Source organism: Natronorubrum thiooxidans (assembly GCF_900156475.1).
In the GTDB taxonomy this organism is placed as follows: Archaea; Halobacteriota; Halobacteria; order Halobacteriales; family Natrialbaceae; genus Natronorubrum; species Natronorubrum thiooxidans.
The window spans coordinates 170471-189113 of the sequence record NZ_FTNR01000009.1; the positions used below are offsets into that span (position 1 = coordinate 170471).

Annotated in this window: 18 protein-coding genes and 1 pseudogene; 5 read left to right on the forward strand and 14 right to left on the reverse strand. The window is 62.1% G+C overall.

Translation table 11 applies throughout. The features are described 5' to 3' along the window. From BW940_RS13440 to BW940_RS13450, 3 genes are all read right to left on the reverse strand, one after another. On the reverse strand, positions 1-594 hold the full coding sequence (locus BW940_RS13440) for an NUDIX hydrolase (RefSeq protein WP_076609756.1): 594 nt from the start codon (positions 592-594) through the stop codon (positions 1-3). Between the two features lie 112 nt (positions 595-706). Beyond that, positions 707-1183, reverse strand: coding sequence for a DUF7109 family protein (locus BW940_RS13445; RefSeq protein ID WP_076609730.1), 477 nt, complete (start codon positions 1181-1183; stop codon positions 707-709). Positions 1184-1209: 26 nt separating this feature from the next. After that, entirely contained in the window at positions 1210-2370 is a 1161-nt protein-coding gene (locus BW940_RS13450; protein ID WP_076609731.1) for a glycosyltransferase family protein, read from the reverse strand. 169 nt (positions 2371-2539) lie between these two features. Between BW940_RS13450 and BW940_RS21845 the strand changes: the two genes are divergently transcribed. Next, a complete protein-coding gene (locus BW940_RS21845) occupies positions 2540-2710 on the forward strand; it encodes an HVO_0758 family zinc finger protein (protein WP_006067948.1) in 171 nt (56 codons plus the stop codon). Between the two features lie 57 nt (positions 2711-2767). On the opposite strand, the gene BW940_RS13455 is transcribed toward BW940_RS21845, so the two are convergent. The 3 genes from BW940_RS13455 to BW940_RS13465 all read right to left on the reverse strand — a co-directional run bounded on the left by BW940_RS13455 (position 2768) and on the right by BW940_RS13465 (position 4476). Beyond that, the gene (locus tag BW940_RS13455; protein ID WP_076609732.1) at positions 2768-3322 is read right to left on the reverse strand and encodes a metal-dependent hydrolase; all 555 of its coding nucleotides are present in this window, start codon (positions 3320-3322) and stop codon (positions 2768-2770) included. Positions 3323-3410: 88 nt separating this feature from the next. After that, on the reverse strand, positions 3411-3926 hold the full coding sequence (locus BW940_RS13460) for a metal-dependent hydrolase (RefSeq protein ID WP_076609733.1): 516 nt from the start codon (positions 3924-3926) through the stop codon (positions 3411-3413). Beyond that, a complete protein-coding gene (locus BW940_RS13465; RefSeq protein WP_076609734.1) occupies positions 3919-4476 on the reverse strand; it encodes a hypothetical protein in 558 nt (185 codons plus the stop codon). The genes BW940_RS13460 and BW940_RS13465 overlap by 8 nt, the downstream gene beginning before the upstream one ends. Positions 4477-4603: 127 nt before the next feature. Here BW940_RS13465 and BW940_RS13470 point away from each other — a divergent pair, with 127 nt between their 5' ends. Continuing rightward, positions 4604-4777, forward strand: a complete 174-nt coding sequence (locus BW940_RS13470) for an HVO_0649 family zinc finger protein (RefSeq protein WP_235847806.1) — start codon at positions 4604-4606, stop codon at positions 4775-4777. 113 nt (positions 4778-4890) lie between these two features. Here BW940_RS13470 and glmU read toward each other — a convergent pair whose 3' ends face one another. From glmU to BW940_RS13485, 3 genes are all read right to left on the reverse strand, one after another. After that, a complete protein-coding gene (glmU, locus tag BW940_RS13475; protein ID WP_076609736.1) occupies positions 4891-6072 on the reverse strand; it encodes a bifunctional sugar-1-phosphate nucleotidylyltransferase/acetyltransferase in 1182 nt (393 codons plus the stop codon). 169 nt (positions 6073-6241) lie between these two features. Then, positions 6242-7777, reverse strand: a complete 1536-nt coding sequence (locus BW940_RS13480) for an aldehyde dehydrogenase family protein (protein WP_076609737.1) — start codon at positions 7775-7777, stop codon at positions 6242-6244. 65 nt (positions 7778-7842) lie between these two features. Next, the gene (locus BW940_RS13485; protein ID WP_076609738.1) at positions 7843-8652 is read right to left on the reverse strand and encodes an RIO1 family regulatory kinase/ATPase domain-containing protein; all 810 of its coding nucleotides are present in this window, start codon (positions 8650-8652) and stop codon (positions 7843-7845) included. A gap of 188 nt (positions 8653-8840) precedes the next feature. Here BW940_RS13485 and BW940_RS13490 point away from each other — a divergent pair, with 188 nt between their 5' ends. Beyond that, positions 8841-10007, forward strand: a complete 1167-nt coding sequence (locus BW940_RS13490) for a DUF7544 domain-containing protein (RefSeq protein WP_076609739.1) — start codon at positions 8841-8843, stop codon at positions 10005-10007. Here the strand turns inward: BW940_RS13490 and BW940_RS13495 are convergent, their stop codons facing one another. The 4 genes from BW940_RS13495 to BW940_RS13510 form a co-directional block, all read right to left on the reverse strand. Then, entirely contained in the window at positions 10008-10829 is an 822-nt protein-coding gene (locus BW940_RS13495; protein WP_076609740.1) for a DUF6517 family protein, read from the reverse strand. It lies immediately after the preceding gene. Between the two features lie 110 nt (positions 10830-10939). Further along, a complete protein-coding gene (locus BW940_RS13500) occupies positions 10940-11440 on the reverse strand; it encodes a DUF2062 domain-containing protein (RefSeq protein WP_076609741.1) in 501 nt (166 codons plus the stop codon). Between the two features lie 135 nt (positions 11441-11575). Further along, positions 11576-12832, reverse strand: a complete 1257-nt coding sequence (locus BW940_RS13505) for a Glu/Leu/Phe/Val family dehydrogenase (RefSeq protein ID WP_076609742.1) — start codon at positions 12830-12832, stop codon at positions 11576-11578. Between the two features lie 252 nt (positions 12833-13084). Then, a complete protein-coding gene (locus BW940_RS13510) occupies positions 13085-13963 on the reverse strand; it encodes an HpcH/HpaI aldolase/citrate lyase family protein (protein WP_076609743.1) in 879 nt (292 codons plus the stop codon). Between the two features lie 910 nt (positions 13964-14873). Between BW940_RS13510 and BW940_RS13515 the strand changes: the two genes are divergently transcribed. Beyond that, entirely contained in the window at positions 14874-16157 is a 1284-nt protein-coding gene (locus tag BW940_RS13515) for a Cdc6/Cdc18 family protein (RefSeq protein ID WP_076609744.1), read from the forward strand. A gap of 142 nt (positions 16158-16299) precedes the next feature. On the opposite strand, the gene gdhB is transcribed toward BW940_RS13515, so the two are convergent. Further along, positions 16300-17574 carry a glutamate dehydrogenase GdhB gene (gene gdhB, locus BW940_RS13520; RefSeq protein WP_076609745.1) on the reverse strand — a complete coding sequence of 425 codons (1275 nt, stop codon included), beginning with the start codon at positions 17572-17574 and terminating at the stop codon, positions 16300-16302. A 203-nt stretch (positions 17575-17777) separates the two neighbouring features. Here gdhB and BW940_RS13525 point away from each other — a divergent pair. Beyond that, a pseudogene (locus tag BW940_RS13525) lies at positions 17778-18548 on the forward strand (aldehyde dehydrogenase family protein); the annotation flags it as partial. Positions 18549-18643: the final 95 nt, after the last annotated feature.

Consider the following 18643-nt stretch of genomic DNA (forward strand, 5'->3'; position numbering starts at 1 on the left):
CTAGTACTCGGAGCGCTCGACGTGCTCTGGGGCCTCAAACGATGTCGTCAACTCGAGCAACTGGACGAGAATGCGGCCGGTCGCCCCCCAGACGGTGTAGCCATCGACGTGGAAGTAGTGAATAACGATATCGCCATAGTAGGGATGGTCACGGCGCTCGTACTCGTAGTTATCGGGGTCGAGCAGTCCCGACAGCGGGAGGACGACGATCTCTGCGACCTCGGCGGCGTCGCGTTCGTACTCCCGGTCGGGAACGCGGGCGACGAAGGGCGTGACGGCGTACTCCGTGATCGTGCGAATGTCGTCGAGTTGGCCGACGACCTCGGCTTCGTGGGCCTCGAGGCCGATCTCTTCGTATGCCTCCCGGAGCGCGGTGTCGAGGATGGTCTCGTCGATCGCTTCGGTGCCACCGCCGGGGAAACTCATTTGACCGGGATGCTCCCCGAGATGGTCGGCTCGCCGGGTAAACAGCAGGTGATCCTCGCCGTCGCGCTCGATGATCGGTGCGAGAACGGCTGCATCGTATTCCTGGTCGTCAATCTCGAGTGGGGTGTGTGTCGCGACTGGCTCGAGGGTCATCGTCGTCTGTGGCATACAGTCACACGTCTCTCTCATACGCTGGGGATCGGGTTGTCGGTCGTCATGTCGGAACCGGGCCGTCTGGGCGTCCGGTGGCGCGTTGTGGTCGGCCAATCAGTCCACGCGCTCACGCTATCGCCGCCTCCAATCGGGTCCGTTCGGCCGCGAGGTCGATCGGTGCCCACGCCTCGAGGTCGTAGCTGACGTCGAATAAGTGATCGATTCGATCGGCGTCACCGGCAGCGACGGCCGCCTCGAGTTCCTCGACGAACCGTTCGCGGGCCGTCTCGCCGAGCGCGTCGCGGTCCGGCTCGCGCGGGTCGATATCGAGGATGTGCGGGACGTCCTCTGCGTGAGACGGGACCGTCGGAAACGCCGTCGGGCCCGCGACCAGCAGCGGCTGAGCGTCGTCCCGTGGTCGGTCGTATCGGACGAGGGAGAACGACTCGAGGGCGTCCTCGATCGCCGTCTCCAGAGCCCCCTCGTCGACTGATTGGCCGTCAGCCCGGAACGCGGCTTCGGAAAGCGCCCGCTCGAGCTCCGGCCGTGTCAAGCCGCCGAAGAGGTCGACCACGCCTGCCAGTTCGTCGGCGGTCGCGTCCATACTCGTCACAACGGGGGGTGGTCAGATTAGTCTTGTGCGCCAGCACCGAGGGCATCCAGTACGGCTGGTCGGCTGTCCTGGGTCGAGTCGAGACAGGCCGCCTCGAGGACGTCGGCCGGCTCGAAGGGTGCATCGCTCCAGCGCGGCAGCCGACGGTCGGGGCCGGGTGGTGCGATCGAGTCGGCATAGCGGGCGAGCTGGTCGCGTTCGCCCGCTGGCTCGTACGTGAGCCCGTTGATGGCCGCGTCGGCTCGATACTGATCGATCAGGCGGTTGCCGACCGTCCGGTAGCGGTCCTGGAGAGTCGTGTAATCGAGGTCGACGCCCCGTTCCTCGACGACGCGAAGCAGTTCCCCGGCGACTGTCTGGCTCATCCCCTCGAGACCGGTCTCGCCGTCGACTGCACGGTGGTCGTGTTCGTGGCGACCGAGATCGACCTGTGCGGAGTCCTCGAAGCCGGCGTAATCGAAGGTGTCGCCGAGGGTTCCGACCTCGAGACCCCAGGCGCGTGGTGCCCGAAGCTGTCGGGCGAGGTCGGCAGTGGCGGCGAACTCGCCAGCCAGTGCATACCGGAACGCGCCGAGGTAGTCGAGAATCGGTGCGTCGGAGTCGGCTGCAAGCGCACGGATGAGTGGGGCATAAAACAGTCGGAACAGTCGCCCGTAGAGCTGCTCGTCTTCGATGCGGGCGTAGTAGCCCTTCGAGAACGCAAACCCCATCGAGAGCGGCGCGAGGAGTCGATTTACGTGTGCGGCCTCGTAGCTCCGGGCGTCAGCGTCGTGGACGACGACGTACTCGCCGGCCGCGGCGGCGGGTCCGAGTGCGAGCCAGACGTCCCGTCCCTTCCCGAAGCCGTTTGCCAGGCCGGCGCTGGTGAGGAGGTCTTCGACCGCGGGTGCGTTACACCAGAGGACACACGTCGGGAGGGCAAACGACTCGAGCCACTCCCGAAACGGGCCGATTCGGTCGGCATCGGCTCGAACCGGAACGATGACCGCGGCCGGGGCGGGATCGAGCGTCTCGAGTTCCGAGAGCACGCGCTCGGCGGCGGGACTCCCATGTTCGCGTCCAGCCATTGGCACGACGACGGTCGTCTCGGCGACCACGTCTGTGGTGGGGACAGCTGGCTCACCAGCCGTCCCGTCAAAATCGTGGAGCGTCGCGATCCGCTCCTGTACGTACTCCATCAGTGGAGTGTTCGGCCGGACCGATAAAACGGCCACGACTCCGGCGAGATGGACTGTCAGCGGTCACCGATCGAGACGGTGTTTGATTGTTGGCTATTGGTGTCTGAATGATAGGACGGTTCAGATGAAGCACCGGTCTTTTTCTCCCCGACGTTCGTAGTGGGTCAACATGAAATCTGTCCGGAAGGCACTCCGCGAAGGCGACCTCGAGAAAGACACGTACGATCGGCTCGTCTGTGCCGAGTGTGGCAAGCCGTTAAAGACCGAGAACGACCCGGACCAGATCAAGACCGTCCGTATCTGTCCGGACTGTGACGCGGAGTGGAAAGAGATCAGGTAACGCACTCGTTTTTCGACGCGACTCCGGACTCGAGAGGCGATTCGTGTTGGCGGCGTCTCATCCCAGCGTCGGCCACACGCGATCGAATACGGTTCGAATCGGCTTGAGGCCGGGATAGCCGTGGCGATGCCAGCACACGAGTGCAACGGCAGCAAAGACAAACTCCGCGAGGAAAAACGGTTGGCCCAGCGACTCCTGGAAGAGCGCGAGAATTGATGGTGCCCCCTGTTCGTACTCCTCGACGGGAACCACCGGCCAGAGGAGGTGTGTTGCGCTTTCGTTTGGTCCCCAGAGGGCTGGCAGGGCATCAACGAGCACGTGCGAGAGTGCGCCGATCGCGAACGCGATCCCGTACTCGCTTCGGTTGTAGTGACTCGAGAGGGCGAGAACGGCGAGCGTGAGCGGGACCAGCACAAGCAACGAGTGAGCGAGTGTCCGCCCCGTCGGAATGACACCGAGATACCACGCCAGCGGCTTGTCAACGAGGTCGGGAAACTGGCTCCCGAAGACGAGCACCAATGCCGGGACGCCTGCTGGCGGCGCGTCGAACCGGGCTCGAGTCGCGATCGTATAACAGAGGTAGGCGACGGCGACGTGTCCGAGTGGCCACATACGTGCCAGCACAATGTGGGGACGAGGAATAACGACCGCGATTGTGCGTGGAAGACGGCCACTGACAGCCGCCGGTGGGCGGACGGCGTCACTCGAGTGCGTGCGAGTCCATTTCTGCCGGACGGTAGCGTCGGGCGAGCGCCCAGGCACCGATCGCAGCGAGACCGGACACGAGCGCCGGCCAGCGATCGCTGCTCAAGTAGAGCCCACCCGCTGGCAGCCGGTACTCAGTGATCGGCCAGAACACGCCGTAGGCCTCCCCTGTCGGCGTCATGAGCAACAGATCGAGCGCGTGGTGTGACAGCGCGCCGATCACCAGCAGCGCGATTACCAGTCTCCGGCACCCGGGAGCGGCCAGAAGTGCACCGAGGCAGACGACAAGGACGGTTCCAGTCAGGGTGTGCAGCGGCGACCACGAAAACGACACGCTGAGAACCGCGGCGACGAGTCCGTCTGGCACGAACAACTGGATCTTGGCGAAATCCGGCGACAACGCGCCGATCATCACCAGGGTGACGTGTGCCGGACGAACCCCCTCGTGTCGAACTGAGAGCAGCATCCCGATGACGTAACCGACGAGGACGTGTGTAAGCACATCAGGCACGCTGCTCACCGCCGCTGTCGTCGGTCGCGTTGCTCGAGTGAGTTTCCACCGGCTCCTGCTCACGCGGGACGAACGCGAGTGTCGACCAGTCGAAGCGCCATCCCCGGATGAACCGGCCTGCGACCCAGAGCCCACCGATCGCCGAGATGACGTACATATACGCCGTTTCGGACGTCTCTCGGGTCGTCGTGCGCTCGACGACGAGCGTCGACTCGTCCTCGAGGGTGCCGAACGCGGTTACCCGATCGTCCACTGCTAACGGCCCATCGGCGTTCTGGAGGCGGTCGTCCGCGTCCACGAGCGTGAACCGGCCGTAGCCGCTGGCGCGCGTCGCGATCACGACGGGGTCAGTGTCGACGACGAACCCGCCGAGGACGACCTGTTCGCCGACGTACGCCTCCGGCGCTGGCGTCACCTCGGTTTCGTCCGGGTACTGGCTCTCGAGCGGATCGGGTGTCGTCCCCGCCCAGACCAGACAGCCGGCAAGGAGGACAACGAGGATGAGCGCGGCGAGGATCCGGCTCCGTTGGTCGGTGAGAAGCGACGGCATGTGTTCCTCTCGAGAGAAGGGGCAAGCCGCAGGAAATGTTTTGTGTTCTCACGTGACGGTGGGCCGACGTGTACGGGAGACCAATTTGCTTTTTGTTCGTGCGATAGTAGTATGTGGTATGCCAACAATGTTCGAACGAATCCGGCGACGATACGAAACGACTGACAAGAAGTGTCCGGACTGTGGGTACGTCGACGAGGACGGAAACTGGGACAGTCGGACGGACGGCCGCCAGATCGTGTACCGCCACGTCTGTCCCAGCTGTGATGCAAGTCGTGAGCACACCTTCACCATCAAGTGAGCGGTGTCACCGCACTGGGCGCAAGCCGGTGCCGGTCTCCGAACGGCGTCTCGCCTCGAGTCGGGTGGATAGAGCCCTTCACGCCGACCGGGCTGTCGCAGGGTCGACCTGTGCTACCGATCCCGGTCGACGGTCTCGCCGGGCTGTGTCGTCGCGCCCGTACTGAGTTTGAGACCGGGCGTCAGACTCGAGTTAATCCCCGTCTTGACCTCGTCGCCGGCGACGACGCCGAACTTCCGCCGGCCCGTCGAGACGCGCTCGCCTTTCACGGTGAACTTGATGTCCGCATCGTCGTGGCGCAGATTCGCGACGTTGGTTCCCGCGCCGAGGTTGACGTCCCGGCCGAGGACACTGTCGCCGACGTAAGAGAGGTGGCTGACCGACGCGCCCGGAGAGAGCACGCTGTTTTTCACCTCGGCGCTGTGGCCGATCTTTGCCCCCTCGTCGACGAGCGTCGCCCCACGAATGTAGGCGTTCGGCCCGACGGTCGCGCCGGAGCGAATCAGCGCTGGCCCTTCGATGACGACACCGGCTTTTACCGTCGCGCCGTCCTCGACGACGACAGCTCCCTCGAGCGTCGCGTCGTCGCTGACGTCGCCGTCGATCCGGCCCTCGAGGTCGCTTATTTTCCACTCGTTGGCCTCGAGGAGTTCCCAGGGGCGGCCGACGTCGAGCCAGCGCTCGAGCGTGACGGGGGTGACGTCGAACTCGTCGATCACGGTCGCGACGACGTCGGTAATCTCGTGTTCACCGCGCTCGCTCGCGGGGACCTCGAGCCACTGGCGCGCTTTTGCGGGGAAAGCGTACGCACCAGCGTTGGCGAGGTTCGTCGGCGGCTCGGCCGGCTTCTCGACGATGCCGGTGACCGAGCTGCCGTCGGTACTGAGCACGCCGTAGTTGCGCGGATCTGCGACTTCGATCGCACAGACGGCGGGACACTGCTCGAACAACTGGTCGATCGCTGCCGGATCGTAGAGGTTGTCACCGTTCAAGACGGCAAAGGGGCCTTCGATATGGTCTCGAGCGGCGTTGACGGCGTCTGCCGTCCCGGCTTGCTCGGTCTGGACGGCATACGAAACGGGGACGCCGCGGTACTCCGCGCCGAAGTAGTCGCGGACGGTGTCGGCCTCGTAGCCGATCACGAGGACGACTTCGTCCGCACCGGCGTCGATCGCCGCGTCGATGGTGTGGGCAACGAGCGGCCGGTCTGCGACCGGCAGCATCGGTTTCGGGACCGAGTCAGAGAGTGGTCGAATACGTGTGCCCTGGCCCGCGGCAAGGACGACTGCTTTCATGTATATGGCCCCTTCCATGAACCATCGGATAAGCGATTCGTTCGTCACCGAGGGTCGGCTGTCACTGGTCGTGACAGTTCGAAATCGAAACCGTATCGGACGCCAATTCGCTGTCGCGACTGACCGGCATTCGAGTCCGGAGACTCGAGGGAATCAGCCTTGCTGATCGTCAGTCCTCGTTGGTCGTGATATCCGCCGAGAGACCCTGTGCCATCTCGATCTCTTCCGAGTTGTTCATCGTCCACGCCGTCCGTTCCGTGACGGCTTCGATCGCTTCACGCGCACTCGGATAGCCGTTGCCGGATTTCTTCACGCCGCCGAAGGGCAACTGCACCTCCGCGCCGATACACGGGAGGTTCGCATACGCCAGTCCGATCTCTGCTCGATCACGGAAGGCGTTGAGCTGGCGGTAGTCCTCCGAGACGATCGCGCCCGCGAGGCCGTATGGCGTGTCGTTGTGGATCTCGAGGGCGCGGTCGATGTCGCCGTCGTACTCGAGCAACGCAACGTGAGGGCCGAAACACTCCTCTTTCAGACAGCGCAGGTCGGTGTCGTACTCGATCTCGTAGACGAAGGGGCCGACCCAGTGACCCTCGGCGTGACCCTCGGGAATTTCGTCGGCCTCGAGTTCGAAGCGGTCGACCAGTACCTCGGCACCCTCCTCGACGGCCAGCTCGTTGTGGCTGCGAATCTTTTTGACGTGGTCGGCCTCGATCGCCGGCCCCATGAACGTCGACTCCTCGAGCGGGTCGCCGACAGCGATGTCTTCAGCGAGGTCGACAAACCGCTCTTTGAACGCGTCGTAGACGTCGGTGTGGACGATCAGGCGCTCGGAGGAGACACAGCGCTGGCCAGTCGTCTTGAAACTGGACATGATCGCCGAGTGGACGGCGATGTCGAGATCGGCTTCCTCCGTAACGATGATCCCGTTTTTACCACCCATTTCGCAGGCGGCGAGTTTGCCGGGTTCGCCACCGACCGTGCCCGCGATTTCGTGGCCGACCTCGGCGGAGCCGGTAAACAAAACGGTGTCGACGCGGCCGTCGTCGGTAATCGCCGCGCCGGCATCGCCGTAGCCCTGGACCAGGTTGAAGACGCCGTCGGGAATCCCGGCGTCTTCGAACATCTCGGCGATGATCTGGCCACACCACGAGGTTTGCTCCGCGGGCTTCCAGACGACGGTGTTACCCTCGACCAGGGCGATCGCCATATGCCAGAACGGGATCGCGACCGGGAAGTTCCAGGGTGTGATACAGCCGATCACGCCCCGGGGCTTCCGGCGCATGTATGCGTCTTTCCCCGCGACTTCGGAGGGAACGACATCGCCGTGAGGGTGGCGGGCGTTGCCCGCGGCCCACTCGACCATGTGCCAGGCCTCGGTGACGTCTGCTTTCCCCTCAGAAATCTCTTTGCCACACTCCTTGCTGACGATCTCGCCCAGTTCCTCGTGGCGATCTCGCAGTTCGTGGTAGATCTCCCAGAGGTACTCCGCCCGATCGATGTATGACAGCGAACGCCACTTTTCGAAGGCGTTCTCGGCAGCCTCGAGGGCCGCGTCGACGTCGTCCTCGGTTCCGCGCTGGAACGTCGAAAGCGTCTCACCAGTTGCTGGGTTCTCGCTCGCAAAGGTTTCAGAGCCGCTCCCGTCGGTCCACTCGCCGCCGATGTAGTGGCCAGAGGGCTGTGCTGTCGTGTGCTGGCTCATACCAGATTCCAGGACGAGTATCGTGAAAACCCTGCTGGTGATTCACACGGAACACAACAACGCCGTCACGCCTGGCCGACGCCGGCCGCCCGCTCGAGTTCGGTTCGTAACCCGGTCGCATCGAACTCGTGGTCGGGGCGCAGTCGGACGAAATCAAGGAACCGTCGCGCCGCGAGCAGTTCGTCGGCGGTGTAGACGTCCGCGGCTGCGCTGACGGCGTCGGGCCCACTGATCCGTGGCTCGAGGACGGCCAACGCACAGGCGAGGTCGTAGGCGGTGGTTTCGGCGACGCGGTCGTCGTGGACGTTGGTCGCGTCGATGAAGTAAAATTCGTCGTCACACAGCAGGATATTTTCGGCCCGCAGATCGCCGTGAGCCATGCCGTGATCGCGCAACGTCGCCAGCATCTCGAATAGCTCCGTCGCCCGCTCGGCGACGAACCAGTCAGGGGCGTCGTCGAGCGTTCGAAACTCGGGCAGATACTCGAGGACGAGCACACCCAGTCCGTTGACCTCGAAGGCGTCGATTGGGCGTGGCGCGTTGATCCCGATCTCGCGCATTCGCTCGGTCGCCTCGTACTCGTGTTCGACCATCCCCCGTGGTGTGTCGAACCGACCAAAAAAGCCGCCGGTGCCCGCCGACACCGCGCCGACGTTGCGCCCGGTTGTCAACACGGCGTGGACGAGCGCGTTCTGTCTCGAGACGACCTTGACGAACCACTTCTCGTCGATGACACAGGGCGTCGATAGCCAGTTGTCGGCCGCGAGAAACTCCACACGGACACAGTCGCGGTCGTACCGATCCGCCAGCGTCTGCATAACACGCTCGAGGCGGTCCCATTCGACGGTCCCTCGTGCGAGCCGGCGGATATCCATACGTCGGATGTGGGTGCTTGAGGGTTAAATGCGTCCCGAACTGTCGCCACCGAGACGTATCGGCAGCGAGACTACCGACTGTGCTTCGTGGGATCGGCCGGACGGGCCGTCCACCCCAACCCACCAGTGGTCGACTGGGTTCGAGAGCAGTATTATTATCAGCAGTGCAACGGAATATTCGAGCACGTATGGACGCGATCGACAACCTGAGTGACGCACTCGAGACGACGCGAACCCTCTTGACACCGATCCAGGTCGGGCTGTGGGTCAAGCTCGCGATCGTCGTCTTCTTCGTGAGTTCACTCGGTCTGGGTGGCCCGACGGTGCCGGGCGGTGACGTCGGGACGTTCGCCGACGAGCCGACGATCGACGACACGGCGGAACTCGAAGACGAGATCCCGGTTGAAGAACTCGTACTTGGGCTGCTCATTATTGGGGGCCTCGCGCTGGTGTTCTGGTTGCTGTATACGGTCATCGGCGCGGTCATGGAGTTCGTCTTTATTGAATCGCTCCGCTCGAGTGAGGTTCATATCCGACGGTATTTTTCGGCGAACCTCGGTAACGGGCTCCGGCTGGTCGTCTTTCAACTGGGGGTGATACTCATCGCCGGAGCCGTAGCGAGTGCACCCGCTGCACTCGTCTTCGTGCTGGGTGATTTCGGCGATATTTCGGCCGGGCTGATCGCGTTGTATATTCTGTATGGACTCGGCGTGTTCCTCGTCTACTCGCTTATCCAGCGCTTTACCAGCGCGTTCGTCGTCCCGATCATGTTACAGGAAGACCGCGGCGTGCTCAGCGCCTGGCGTCGGTTCTGGCCGACGGTGACGGCCAATTGGACGGAGTACGTCGTCTACCTCGTGCTGGTGTGGGTCCTTTCGATCGCGGTCGCGATCGCCGCCTGGTTCGTCATCGCATTCGGTGTTCTGGCACTGCTGATCCCGTTCGGAATCGTCATCGTCCTGTTGGTGCTCGCCGGGGAGATCGGCCTGTTTCTGGCGATCCCCGTCGGCCTGCTGGCAGTCGTGAGCATTCTACTGTTCATCTCGCTCGTCTGGACGCCGATCGCGACTTACTTCCAGTACTACGCGCTGTTGTTGTTGGGCGATACGAACGGCGAGCTGGACCTCATTCCCGAGCAGCGAGCAGCGGTGCGATCCGACGGCGGCAACCTGTCGGACCACGATGATGGCACTGGCGACGGTGACTCCTGGGACGACACAAGTACCACGGACGACTCGTGGGATGATGAAAACGATTCGTGGGACGACGAGGACGATCCGTGGAATAGCGACTCGAGTCGGTGGGACGACACGGACGAAGAAAGCGATGATCGCGACGAGAACCGGGGCTGGTAGCTACTCGAGGCCGCTGAGCAGGCCATCGTCACCATCGCTGTCATCGCTACCGTCACCGTCGTCGCCATCGCTGTCGTCACCGTCGTCCGTCTCGGCTCCGTCGCCGCCCTCACCGTCTTCGGTATCGCCTCCGTCGCTGGTGTCCTCGTCGTCTTCGGCACTCGAGTCGGCGTCGTCCGCATCGATGTCCGTGGTGACGCCCTCCATCAGGTCGATGATGTTGTCTTCTTCCATACTGCGGACTCGCTGAGGGTAGACCCCGATCGTCACGAGCAAATCATCGCCCGCCTCGACGGCCTCGCTAACGTGGAGATCGACCTCGAGGGGGTGGCCGCTGAACGTCGCATCGGCGCTGAACCGCGATCGAGTCGTCGTTTGCTCGAGGATCGTGATCTCTGCGTCTTCCTCGCGGGTGATATTTGAGATGTCGTCGTAGCTGTCCTCGACGAGGTCGACGAGTTCGTCGGCGTCCATCTCTTCGACGGGATTGAAGTTCCGGCCAGCCACGCCGATCTGGGGGGTCGTCAACACCATGAAAACGGCGCTGCGATGGCGACCGAGTGGCTCTATGTCGATCGCCTTCTCGTGTTCGGTCAGCGCGTTCGTAACGACGACCGTCTCCGAGAGCGAGCTGACACCGACGTCTTCTTCGACGACGATCGGTTCGATACCGGTCTGGTCGTAGCCCGTCTCCGACCGGACGCTCGCATCGACACCGGCAGGTGACGATTCGTGTTCGGCCATGCCGACGGCACCCAAACAGCCCGAAAGGGCCGTGAGGCCGAGCCCGCCGAGTCCACCGAGCACCATTCTGCGTTTCATTTCCGATGTGGTCGGTACTGGTTTTATAAATGTTTGTTGTTTCTGCGAGGGTGTGTTGGGTCGTCAAAACGTGTGTCACTATCACACGCTCTTCGAACACCACCGAGCGCTTAGCGCCGAAAGAGACCGCGAATATCCGATTCAAGAGAAAACTCGTGGTTGCGATTGGACCGCTGGCGATACAGTTGCGTCAGGTACAAAACGATAACATATCCGACAGCAGAGAGTCCGACAGCGAGAATGGCGTTGCCCAACAGCAGTTGTTGGATCCCAATCCGCGCAGACTCGGTCATCGTCACATCGTGTGAGCGAACCGGGTTCGTTCCCAGCAAGAGCGCACCGACCTGAAAACTCGCGAGATAGACCGCCGGTTTGACGACGGGATTGAGGACCACGACGGCGGCGAAGATAGCTGGCTTACTGATCCACGACCACAGCGAGATGAACACGAAAAACAGACCGACACCGACACCACCGGTCGGAAGTGCAGTAATAAAGATTCCAATCGCAAAGCTCATAGCGACCTGCCGTGGCGTCCGATCCTCACGGAACGCAGCGAGGAGTTTTCGACGGACTCGATCCCGATATCGAGCAAGTCGTCTCCCTACCATTCACTCTACCCGCCAACAAGCAAGGGCCGGGGAAAAAGATGTCGAGTTCTCGAGTATATTATCACTCAGCGATGATATCGACACGCGGAGACGGCGCTGCGAATCGATACCGGTCGGCGGTGAGTCACCAGCGTATCAGGGGAACGAGCCGGCTTCCTCGAAGGCGTTGGCGACTCGGCCGATCGCCACCACGTACGCCGCGGTCCGTGGGTTGTCGATGTCGTGTGTCTCGAGCGTCTCGACGAGGGCGTCGAAGGCATCGACGATGAGCGCCTCGAGTTCCTCGTTGACTCGCTTTTCGGTCCAAGTGAAGCGCTGGCGGTTCTGGACCCACTCGAAGTAGCTCACGGTCACGCCGCCGGCGTTAGCGAGGATGTCCGGAATCACAAAGACGTCTTTCTCCGCGAGGATCGCATCGGCATCGGGGGTCAGCGGCCCGTTTGCGGCCTCGGAGATGACGTCGGCCGTGACGTCTTCGGCGAGTTCGGCGTCGATCGCGTTCTCGAGAGCAGCGGGAATCAGCAGATCGACGTCCATCGTCAGGATATCCTCGTTGGTCACTTCCTCTGTTGCCTCTTCGTAGCCGACGATGCTGCCGGTCTCGTTTTTGTGGTCTTTGGCCGCGACCGGATCGAACCCGTCAGGGTTGTAGATGCCACCACTCGAGTCACTGGCCGCGACGACCGTCGCGCCCATCTCGTCGATCAGTTTGGCAGCGATCCAGCCGGCGTTCCCGTAGCCCTGCACGGCGACGGTTGCCCCCTCAAGGTCTTTGTCGAGATAGTCGAACGCCTCGCGGGCGGCGAGCACCGTCGATCGGCCGGTTGCCTCGACGCGGCCCTCACTGCCACCGCTGGCGATGTTTTTACCGGTGATGACACCCGGCTCGGTGGTGTTCTCTAAGGTCTCGTAGGTGTCTTTGATCCAGTTCATCTCCCGCTGGCCCGTGTTCACGTCGGGTGCGGGAATGTCGCGGTCCACGCCGATCATCGGGCGCAGTTCCTTTGCGAACGCACGGGTGACACGCTCGAGTTCGGACTCGGAGTACTCGTCGGGATTGATGATGATCCCGCCTTTACCGCCACCGTACGGAATGCCGACCGTGGCACACTTATAGACCATCCAGCCCGACAGCGCCTTCACTTCGTCACGGGAAACCTGTGGGTGGTAGCGAATACCGCCTTTATACGGGCCGCGATCCCCGTTGAACTGCGACCGGAACGCCTTGAATCGCTCGAGGTCACCGTCGTCACGCTCGATCGTAAGGTTGGTTTCGAGGACCCGTTCCGGGTGTTTGAGCCGCTCGATCACGTCGTCGCCGATCTCGAGATGGACAGCAGCCTCGTCGATCTGAGACTGGAGACTTTCGAACGGGTTTGCTTCGCCTGACATTGAGTGTCCCTTCCAAGGAAACCAAAATAAACGTGACGAATGCTATTCATAGTGCATAATATTCAATATAAGGTATCCGGATGTAATTATATTTTACCCGATCGTTGGCCAGAATTCAGCCGAGAGCGGTATCGGTGTCGCTGACCGTCACTGCACACCCATCCACGCCAGCCCTGCGATGGGTGTGTCCATCGGTTCCGCTGTTACTGTTACTCGGCTACCAATTCCAGCGACGACTCGAACTGAAATCGTTCACTGACGATTCGCAGGCCATTGCTCCGCTGCAACAGCCCGTGAGCGGATTCGCTCGGCCTGTGCAATCAACGGCGCATCGATCATCTCACCGTCGACTTCGAAGACACCCCGTTCCTCGGCGTCCGCGCTCCGTTTGGCCTCGAGGACGGTGCGAGCCCACTCGCGGTCCTCGTCCGTCGGCGTAAACGCCTCATTGATTGGCTCGACCTGTGTCGGATGGATCGCCAGTTTGCCGTCGTAACCCAGTTGGACCGAAAACGCGGAATCTTTGCGTAGCTGGGCGTCGTCACCGAAATCAGTAACAAGCGTGTCGATCGCCGTACAGTCGTGTGCGCCAGCAGCGAGGACGATGCGTTCACGCGCGTAGAGGACTTCGGTTCCCTCGGCAGTGCGGGTTGCGCCGAGGTCCGCCGAGAGATCTTCTGCACCGAAGACGAGTGCATCAGTCGCCGGAACGGCAGCAATCGCCGGTGCAGCGAGTACCCCTGCCGCACTCTCGAGCAGCGCGAACACGGGGAGTGAGACGTCATACCTCGCGAGTTCGTCTACGAGCCCCTCGATATCTCCGGGCGAGTCGACTTTCGGCAGCATTACGCTATCGAACCGTAGCTCGTCATGCTCGGCAGTCTGAAACAGCGCCTCGAGGTCTGCCGTCACAGCCGACTCGGTCGCGTTAACGCGGACACAGACCTCACAGTCCGGATCGAACGCCGGATCGGCGAGGACCGCTCGAACCGTTTCGCGTGCATCGGCTTTGCGCCCGGGAGCGACCGCGTCCTCGAGATCGAAGACGATCACATCTGCCCCCGCAGTGGGCGACTTGCGCAGCATTTCAGGTCGATCCCCCGGCGTGAACATGACACTTCTCCGTCCCATACGGTGTGTCTGTATTCCACACGCAAAGAAATATGCCCACCATCGGTCGATGAAACGCGTTTGGATGCCAGACACCCCTCGTTCAGAGTGAAAGGCTGTTCGATTCAATCTCGTGGGTAGGCACCAGGCGTTTGATTTGGTCCCGTGGGGAGGCACTAATTTGACGAGGAGAGACCCGTCGTTCAGAGTGAAATAATCGTCGTGGAGCCCGTCGGACGCCGGAGCATCGATTTTCGTGGGGGTCGTACCGAGAGCTGAGTGCCGGACCCCCACACCCCTCGTTCAGAGTGAAAGGCGCTCACAGAGGGGTGGGGGTGTGGAGCGGGATAGGGGCATCGTGACATGTGAGTCAAACAGACGTGCAGTGACTCGAGAACAATGAGCGAGCGCGGATAATCAGTTGGACGGGATTGAGAGAGAGAATGAGTGAGTGCGAACAGTCAGTTGGACTGGATTAGTGGATTGGCTGACGACAACACAGCTTCTATCTCTTTCTTCTTCTTTCTAGAAACACGTCTAGCTAGTATAGTACGATTAACTCTTTTGATAGACACATATATTCCTGGTATCTATCCATGATGGCATTTATCATAGCTCCATTTGGACCGCTCAACGGCGTCGTTCACGTCCTCGAGACGGTCACCACAACTGCCGGGACCCTCTCGAACCCCCCTTTCACTCTGAACGAGGGGTGTGGGGGTCGTGTGGAACGATCCGATAGGGACCCCATCGAATCACCAGTGACCTCGACCGCATACTCCTCGAGGAACGCCCAGTACAGTCTGCATCCGGGGGATTCTGTATCAACGTGAAGACGGCCGAAACACACCGTCTGAAAACGTCTCCCGGACTGTTATCAGTCTGAACTACCTTCCATAGTTTTATTATGTGTGTCTCCAAGAACGGAGACATGGCTGAACAGGCAGGGGACCCGCTTTTCCAATCTCACGATCCGATCTTCGATCGGAAGGAACTCCTCCACGTCGGTCACGTTCCCGACGAAGACCGGATCGTTGGACGGGACGACGAGATCCAGTCCGTCGCCGCGGAGGTCGGCGCGATCACGCGTGGCGATCCGCCGAATAACGTGATGATCTACGGCAAGACCGGCACCGGAAAGAGTCTCATCTCCCGACACGTCGCCACGCGAGCACAGACGGCGGCTCGAGACAACGAGATCGACTGTGGCGTCCTCTATATCGACTGCTCTGAAGCGAACACGGAAACCCGCGCGACGCGTCAGTTGGCGCTCAGTTTGAAAGACCAGACGGGCTATCAGGAGAACATTCCGCTCCGGGGCGTCGGGACGATGGAGTACTACCAGCACATCTGGCGAATCCTCGAGGACTGCTTCGACGCGATCGTCGTCATTTTAGACGAGATCGATAAACTGGACAACAGCAACATCCTGATGCAACTCTCGCGGGCCCGTGAAGCCCAGAAGACGGACGCCTATATTGGCGTGATCGGCATCAGTAACAAGGTCAAATATCGAGAGACGCTTGACGAACGCATCGACAGCAGCTTTGGGCACCGAGAGCTGTTCTTTCATCCGTACGACGCCTCCCAGCTCCGGGAGATCATGCGAAATCGCGAGGACGCGTTCCAGCCCGACGTCTTAGAGGACGGCACGATCGAACTCTGTGCAGCGCTTGCCGCCAAGAAACACGGTGACGCCCGCAAAGCGATCGAGATTCTCAAAGAAGCCGGCGAACTCGCCCGACGCACCGGCTCGGAGACCGTCTCGGAGGGCCACATCCAGCAGGCCCAAGAGGTCGCCGAGATCAACCGCATCGAGGAACTCACCAGCGGGGCGACCGTCCACGCGAAGCTCGCCCTCTATGCGCTGGCGAGTCGGATCATCACCGGCGACCGCGAGACCCACAAGACACGGGAAATCTACGAGCGCTACGTCGACATCTGTAACATGGTCACCACCGATCCGATCACCGAAAACGGTCTCTATCGCCAGCTCAAAGAGCAGGCGTTTCTGGGCGTTATCGAGTCAGAAAAGACCGGTGGCGGCCGCTCGCAGGGGAGTTACCTCCTGCATCGTCTCGTGACTGACCCGAAACACATCATCAAGGCAGTCCGACGGGACGATTCACTCGAGGAGCTTCCGGCGTACGACCACCTCACGGAGACGGGGCATGCAGCGAGCAACCGTGACGTCGATCTGTCCTCGTTTTCCTGACGGTTCACTCGTCGACAGTACCGGGCCAACCGATGTCGAATACCTGTTCTGGACGACGGGGGGTTCACACTGTCGTTTCAGTCTGAACGAGGGGTGTGGGGGATGAACCTGTAAAAACGCGAGTCGACAGTCTCCCTCGAGACTACGGCCAGAGCCCACGCACGTCGTGAGCATCGGCGATCCGCGAGAGCGCGACGATATAGGTCGCATCGCGCCAGGTGACGTCACGAGCGTCGTACTCCTCTCGAATGGCGTTCCAGGCCTGGAGCATCTCGTCTTCGAGTTCCTCGTGGACGCGCTCGAGGCTCCACTTGCGACGGTTGATGTCCTGGAGCCACTCGAAGTAGCTCACGGTCACACCGCCGGCGTTGGCGACGATGTCGGGGATGACGGGCACGCCCCGCTCTTCGAAGATTTGGTCAGCCGTCGAGGTCGTTGGTCCGTTCGCGCCTTCGATAATCAGATCGGCACTGACATCGTGTGCGTTCTCGGCGGTCAGGACGTTGCCGATCGCGGCCGGAATGAGGATATCGACGTCGAGTTCGAGCAGTTCGTCGTTCGACAGCGTTTCGGGGGCGTCGTAACCCGAGACCATGCCTGGCGTCTCGTCGTGGTCTTCGACGTCGGTCGTGTCGAGCCCGTCGGGATCGTAGATCGCGCCGTCGATGTCCGAGACGGCGACGATCGACGCGCCGAGATCGTCGAGATAGCGTGCGGCGTTGGCCCCGACGCTGCCGAACCCCTGGACGGCGACGGTGGTATCCTCGATGTCCCAGTCGTAGTAGTCGATCGCCTCTCGAGCGATGATGCCGACGCTTCGACCGGGTGCTCGTTCCCGACCGTAGGAGCCGCCGATGACCGGCGGCTTGCCGGTGACGACGCCAGGCTCGGTCTCGCCCTGTTGCATCGAGTAGGCGTCCATGAACCACGCCATTTCCTGCGGGCCGGTTCCCATGTCCGGTGCTGGAATATCTTTCATCGGGCCGATCACGGGGCGCAACTCCTCCGCGAACCGGCGAGTGAGCCGCTCGGTTTCGTCCTCGCTGAGGTCTTTCGGATCGACGACGACGCCGCCTTTCGCGCCGCCGAAGGGGAGGTCCATCACGGCGCACTTCCAGGTCATCCACATCGAGAGCCCGACACACTCCTCTTCGCTCACGCCAGGGTGATAGCGCAGACCGCCTTTGTACGGGCCACGAACGCTGTCGTGGTGGGCGCGATACCCCGTGAACATCTCCCGGCTTCCGTCATCGCGCTCGAGTGGGATCGTCACACGGTAGACGCTCGTCGGATGTCGCAGTCGTTCGACGATCCCCGCGTCGACGTCGAGATGAGCGGCTGCTCGCTCGAGTTGGCGACGGGCTGTTTCGACGGCACTCTCCTCTTCCGGCTTCGGTGTCGATTCGGGTGTTGTCATAGTACTGCGGTAGATATCTCGCCCGCGAGGGCCACGATAACCCTCTGCTGACAGCCGCTCCGATCGCGACGACTGTCTCCGGGTACTGCAGAAACCTTCTCCGTCGCAAAAGATAATCCTTGTTACTTCACTCGTGTTCGTGCAATATTTGCACACCACGCGTGCCCCGCGGTTTCAAGCCCCTCGTCGTGGACGGTCGCTTCGTGACGATCGAAAGCACGAATCCGGCGACCGGAGCCGTCGTCGACACGTTCGACGCCGAATCTGCAGCCGAACGAGACGAACGGATCGAACTGGCGAGCGAGACCTTTGAGGAGTGGCGCGAGACATCGGTCGAACGCCGCCAGCGGCTCCTGTCAGCCGCGGCAGACGTCCTTCGGGAGGGACGCGACGAGTACGCCGAACTGATGAGCCGCGAAATGGGGAAACCGATCGGGCAGGCCCACGCCGAGGTCGAAAAGTGTGCGTGGGTCTGTGAGTACTACGCCGAACACGCCGCCGAGTTTCTCCAGGATGAGGTCGTCGCGAGCGATCCGGACGCCCGGACGCTGATCGCCTACCAGCCGCTGGGACCGGTCCTCGCGATCATGCCCTGGAACTTCCCGTTCTGGCAGGTGTTTCGTTTTGCCGCCCCAAACCTCGCTGCGGGCAACGTCGGCCTGTTGAAACACGCCTCAAACGTCCCCGGCTGCGCCCGGGCGATCGAGGACGTCTTCCACGAGGCGGGGTTCCCGGAGGGGACGTTCCAAGCGCTGCTGATCGGCTCCGACGAGGTCGACGACGTGATCGAAGACGACCGCCTCGCTGGCGTGACCCTCACCGGCAGCGACGGTGCGGGCCGGGCAGTCGCCGAAACCGCCGGCAGCGAACTGAAAAAGACCGTCCTCGAACTCGGCGGCAGCGACCCGTTCGTCGTCCTCGAGGACGCCCCGATGGAGCGCACCGTCGAAACGGCGGTGCAGGCCCGGCTGCTTATACTGTCGGCTGAATATTCTTTAGGCTAGAGTGTGATTATAGGGTATGTCCACGCTTGATGCCGCCACCCTCGACGACCTCCGCGACGCTCTCG

What these genes read in the sequence shown, in the direction of transcription:
- BW940_RS13440 (WP_076609756.1), bottom strand. Translation starts at nt 594, where the DNA reads ATGCCACAGACGACGATGACCCTCGAGCCAGTCGCGACACACACCCCA.
- BW940_RS21845 (WP_006067948.1), top strand. Translation starts at nt 2,540, where the DNA reads ATGAAATCTGTCCGGAAGGCACTCCGCGAAGGCGACCTCGAGAAAGAC.
- BW940_RS13495 (WP_076609740.1), bottom strand. Translation starts at nt 10,829, where the DNA reads ATGAAACGCAGAATGGTGCTCGGTGGACTCGGCGGGCTCGGCCTCACG.
- BW940_RS13490 (WP_076609739.1), top strand. Translation starts at nt 8,841, where the DNA reads ATGGACGCGATCGACAACCTGAGTGACGCACTCGAGACGACGCGAACC.
- glmU (WP_076609736.1), bottom strand. Translation starts at nt 6,072, where the DNA reads ATGAAAGCAGTCGTCCTTGCCGCGGGCCAGGGCACACGTATTCGACCA.
- BW940_RS13510 (WP_076609743.1), bottom strand. Translation starts at nt 13,963, where the DNA reads ATGGGACGGAGAAGTGTCATGTTCACGCCGGGGGATCGACCTGAAATG.
- BW940_RS13500 (WP_076609741.1), bottom strand. Translation starts at nt 11,440, where the DNA reads ATGGTAGGGAGACGACTTGCTCGATATCGGGATCGAGTCCGTCGAAAA.
- BW940_RS13485 (WP_076609738.1), bottom strand. Translation starts at nt 8,652, where the DNA reads ATGGATATCCGCCGGCTCGCACGAGGGACCGTCGAATGGGACCGCCTC.
- gdhB (WP_076609745.1), bottom strand. Translation starts at nt 17,574, where the DNA reads ATGACAACACCCGAATCGACACCGAAGCCGGAAGAGGAGAGTGCCGTC.
- BW940_RS13480 (WP_076609737.1), bottom strand. Translation starts at nt 7,777, where the DNA reads ATGAGCCAGCACACGACAGCACAGCCCTCTGGCCACTACATCGGCGGC.
- BW940_RS13515 (WP_076609744.1), top strand. Translation starts at nt 14,874, where the DNA reads ATGGCTGAACAGGCAGGGGACCCGCTTTTCCAATCTCACGATCCGATC.
- BW940_RS13470 (WP_235847806.1), top strand. Translation starts at nt 4,604, where the DNA reads ATGTTCGAACGAATCCGGCGACGATACGAAACGACTGACAAGAAGTGT.
- BW940_RS13465 (WP_076609734.1), bottom strand. Translation starts at nt 4,476, where the DNA reads ATGCCGTCGCTTCTCACCGACCAACGGAGCCGGATCCTCGCCGCGCTC.
- BW940_RS13455 (WP_076609732.1), bottom strand. Translation starts at nt 3,322, where the DNA reads ATGTGGCCACTCGGACACGTCGCCGTCGCCTACCTCTGTTATACGATC.
- BW940_RS13450 (WP_076609731.1), bottom strand. Translation starts at nt 2,370, where the DNA reads ATGGAGTACGTACAGGAGCGGATCGCGACGCTCCACGATTTTGACGGG.
- BW940_RS13505 (WP_076609742.1), bottom strand. Translation starts at nt 12,832, where the DNA reads ATGTCAGGCGAAGCAAACCCGTTCGAAAGTCTCCAGTCTCAGATCGAC.
- BW940_RS13445 (WP_076609730.1), bottom strand. Translation starts at nt 1,183, where the DNA reads ATGGACGCGACCGCCGACGAACTGGCAGGCGTGGTCGACCTCTTCGGC.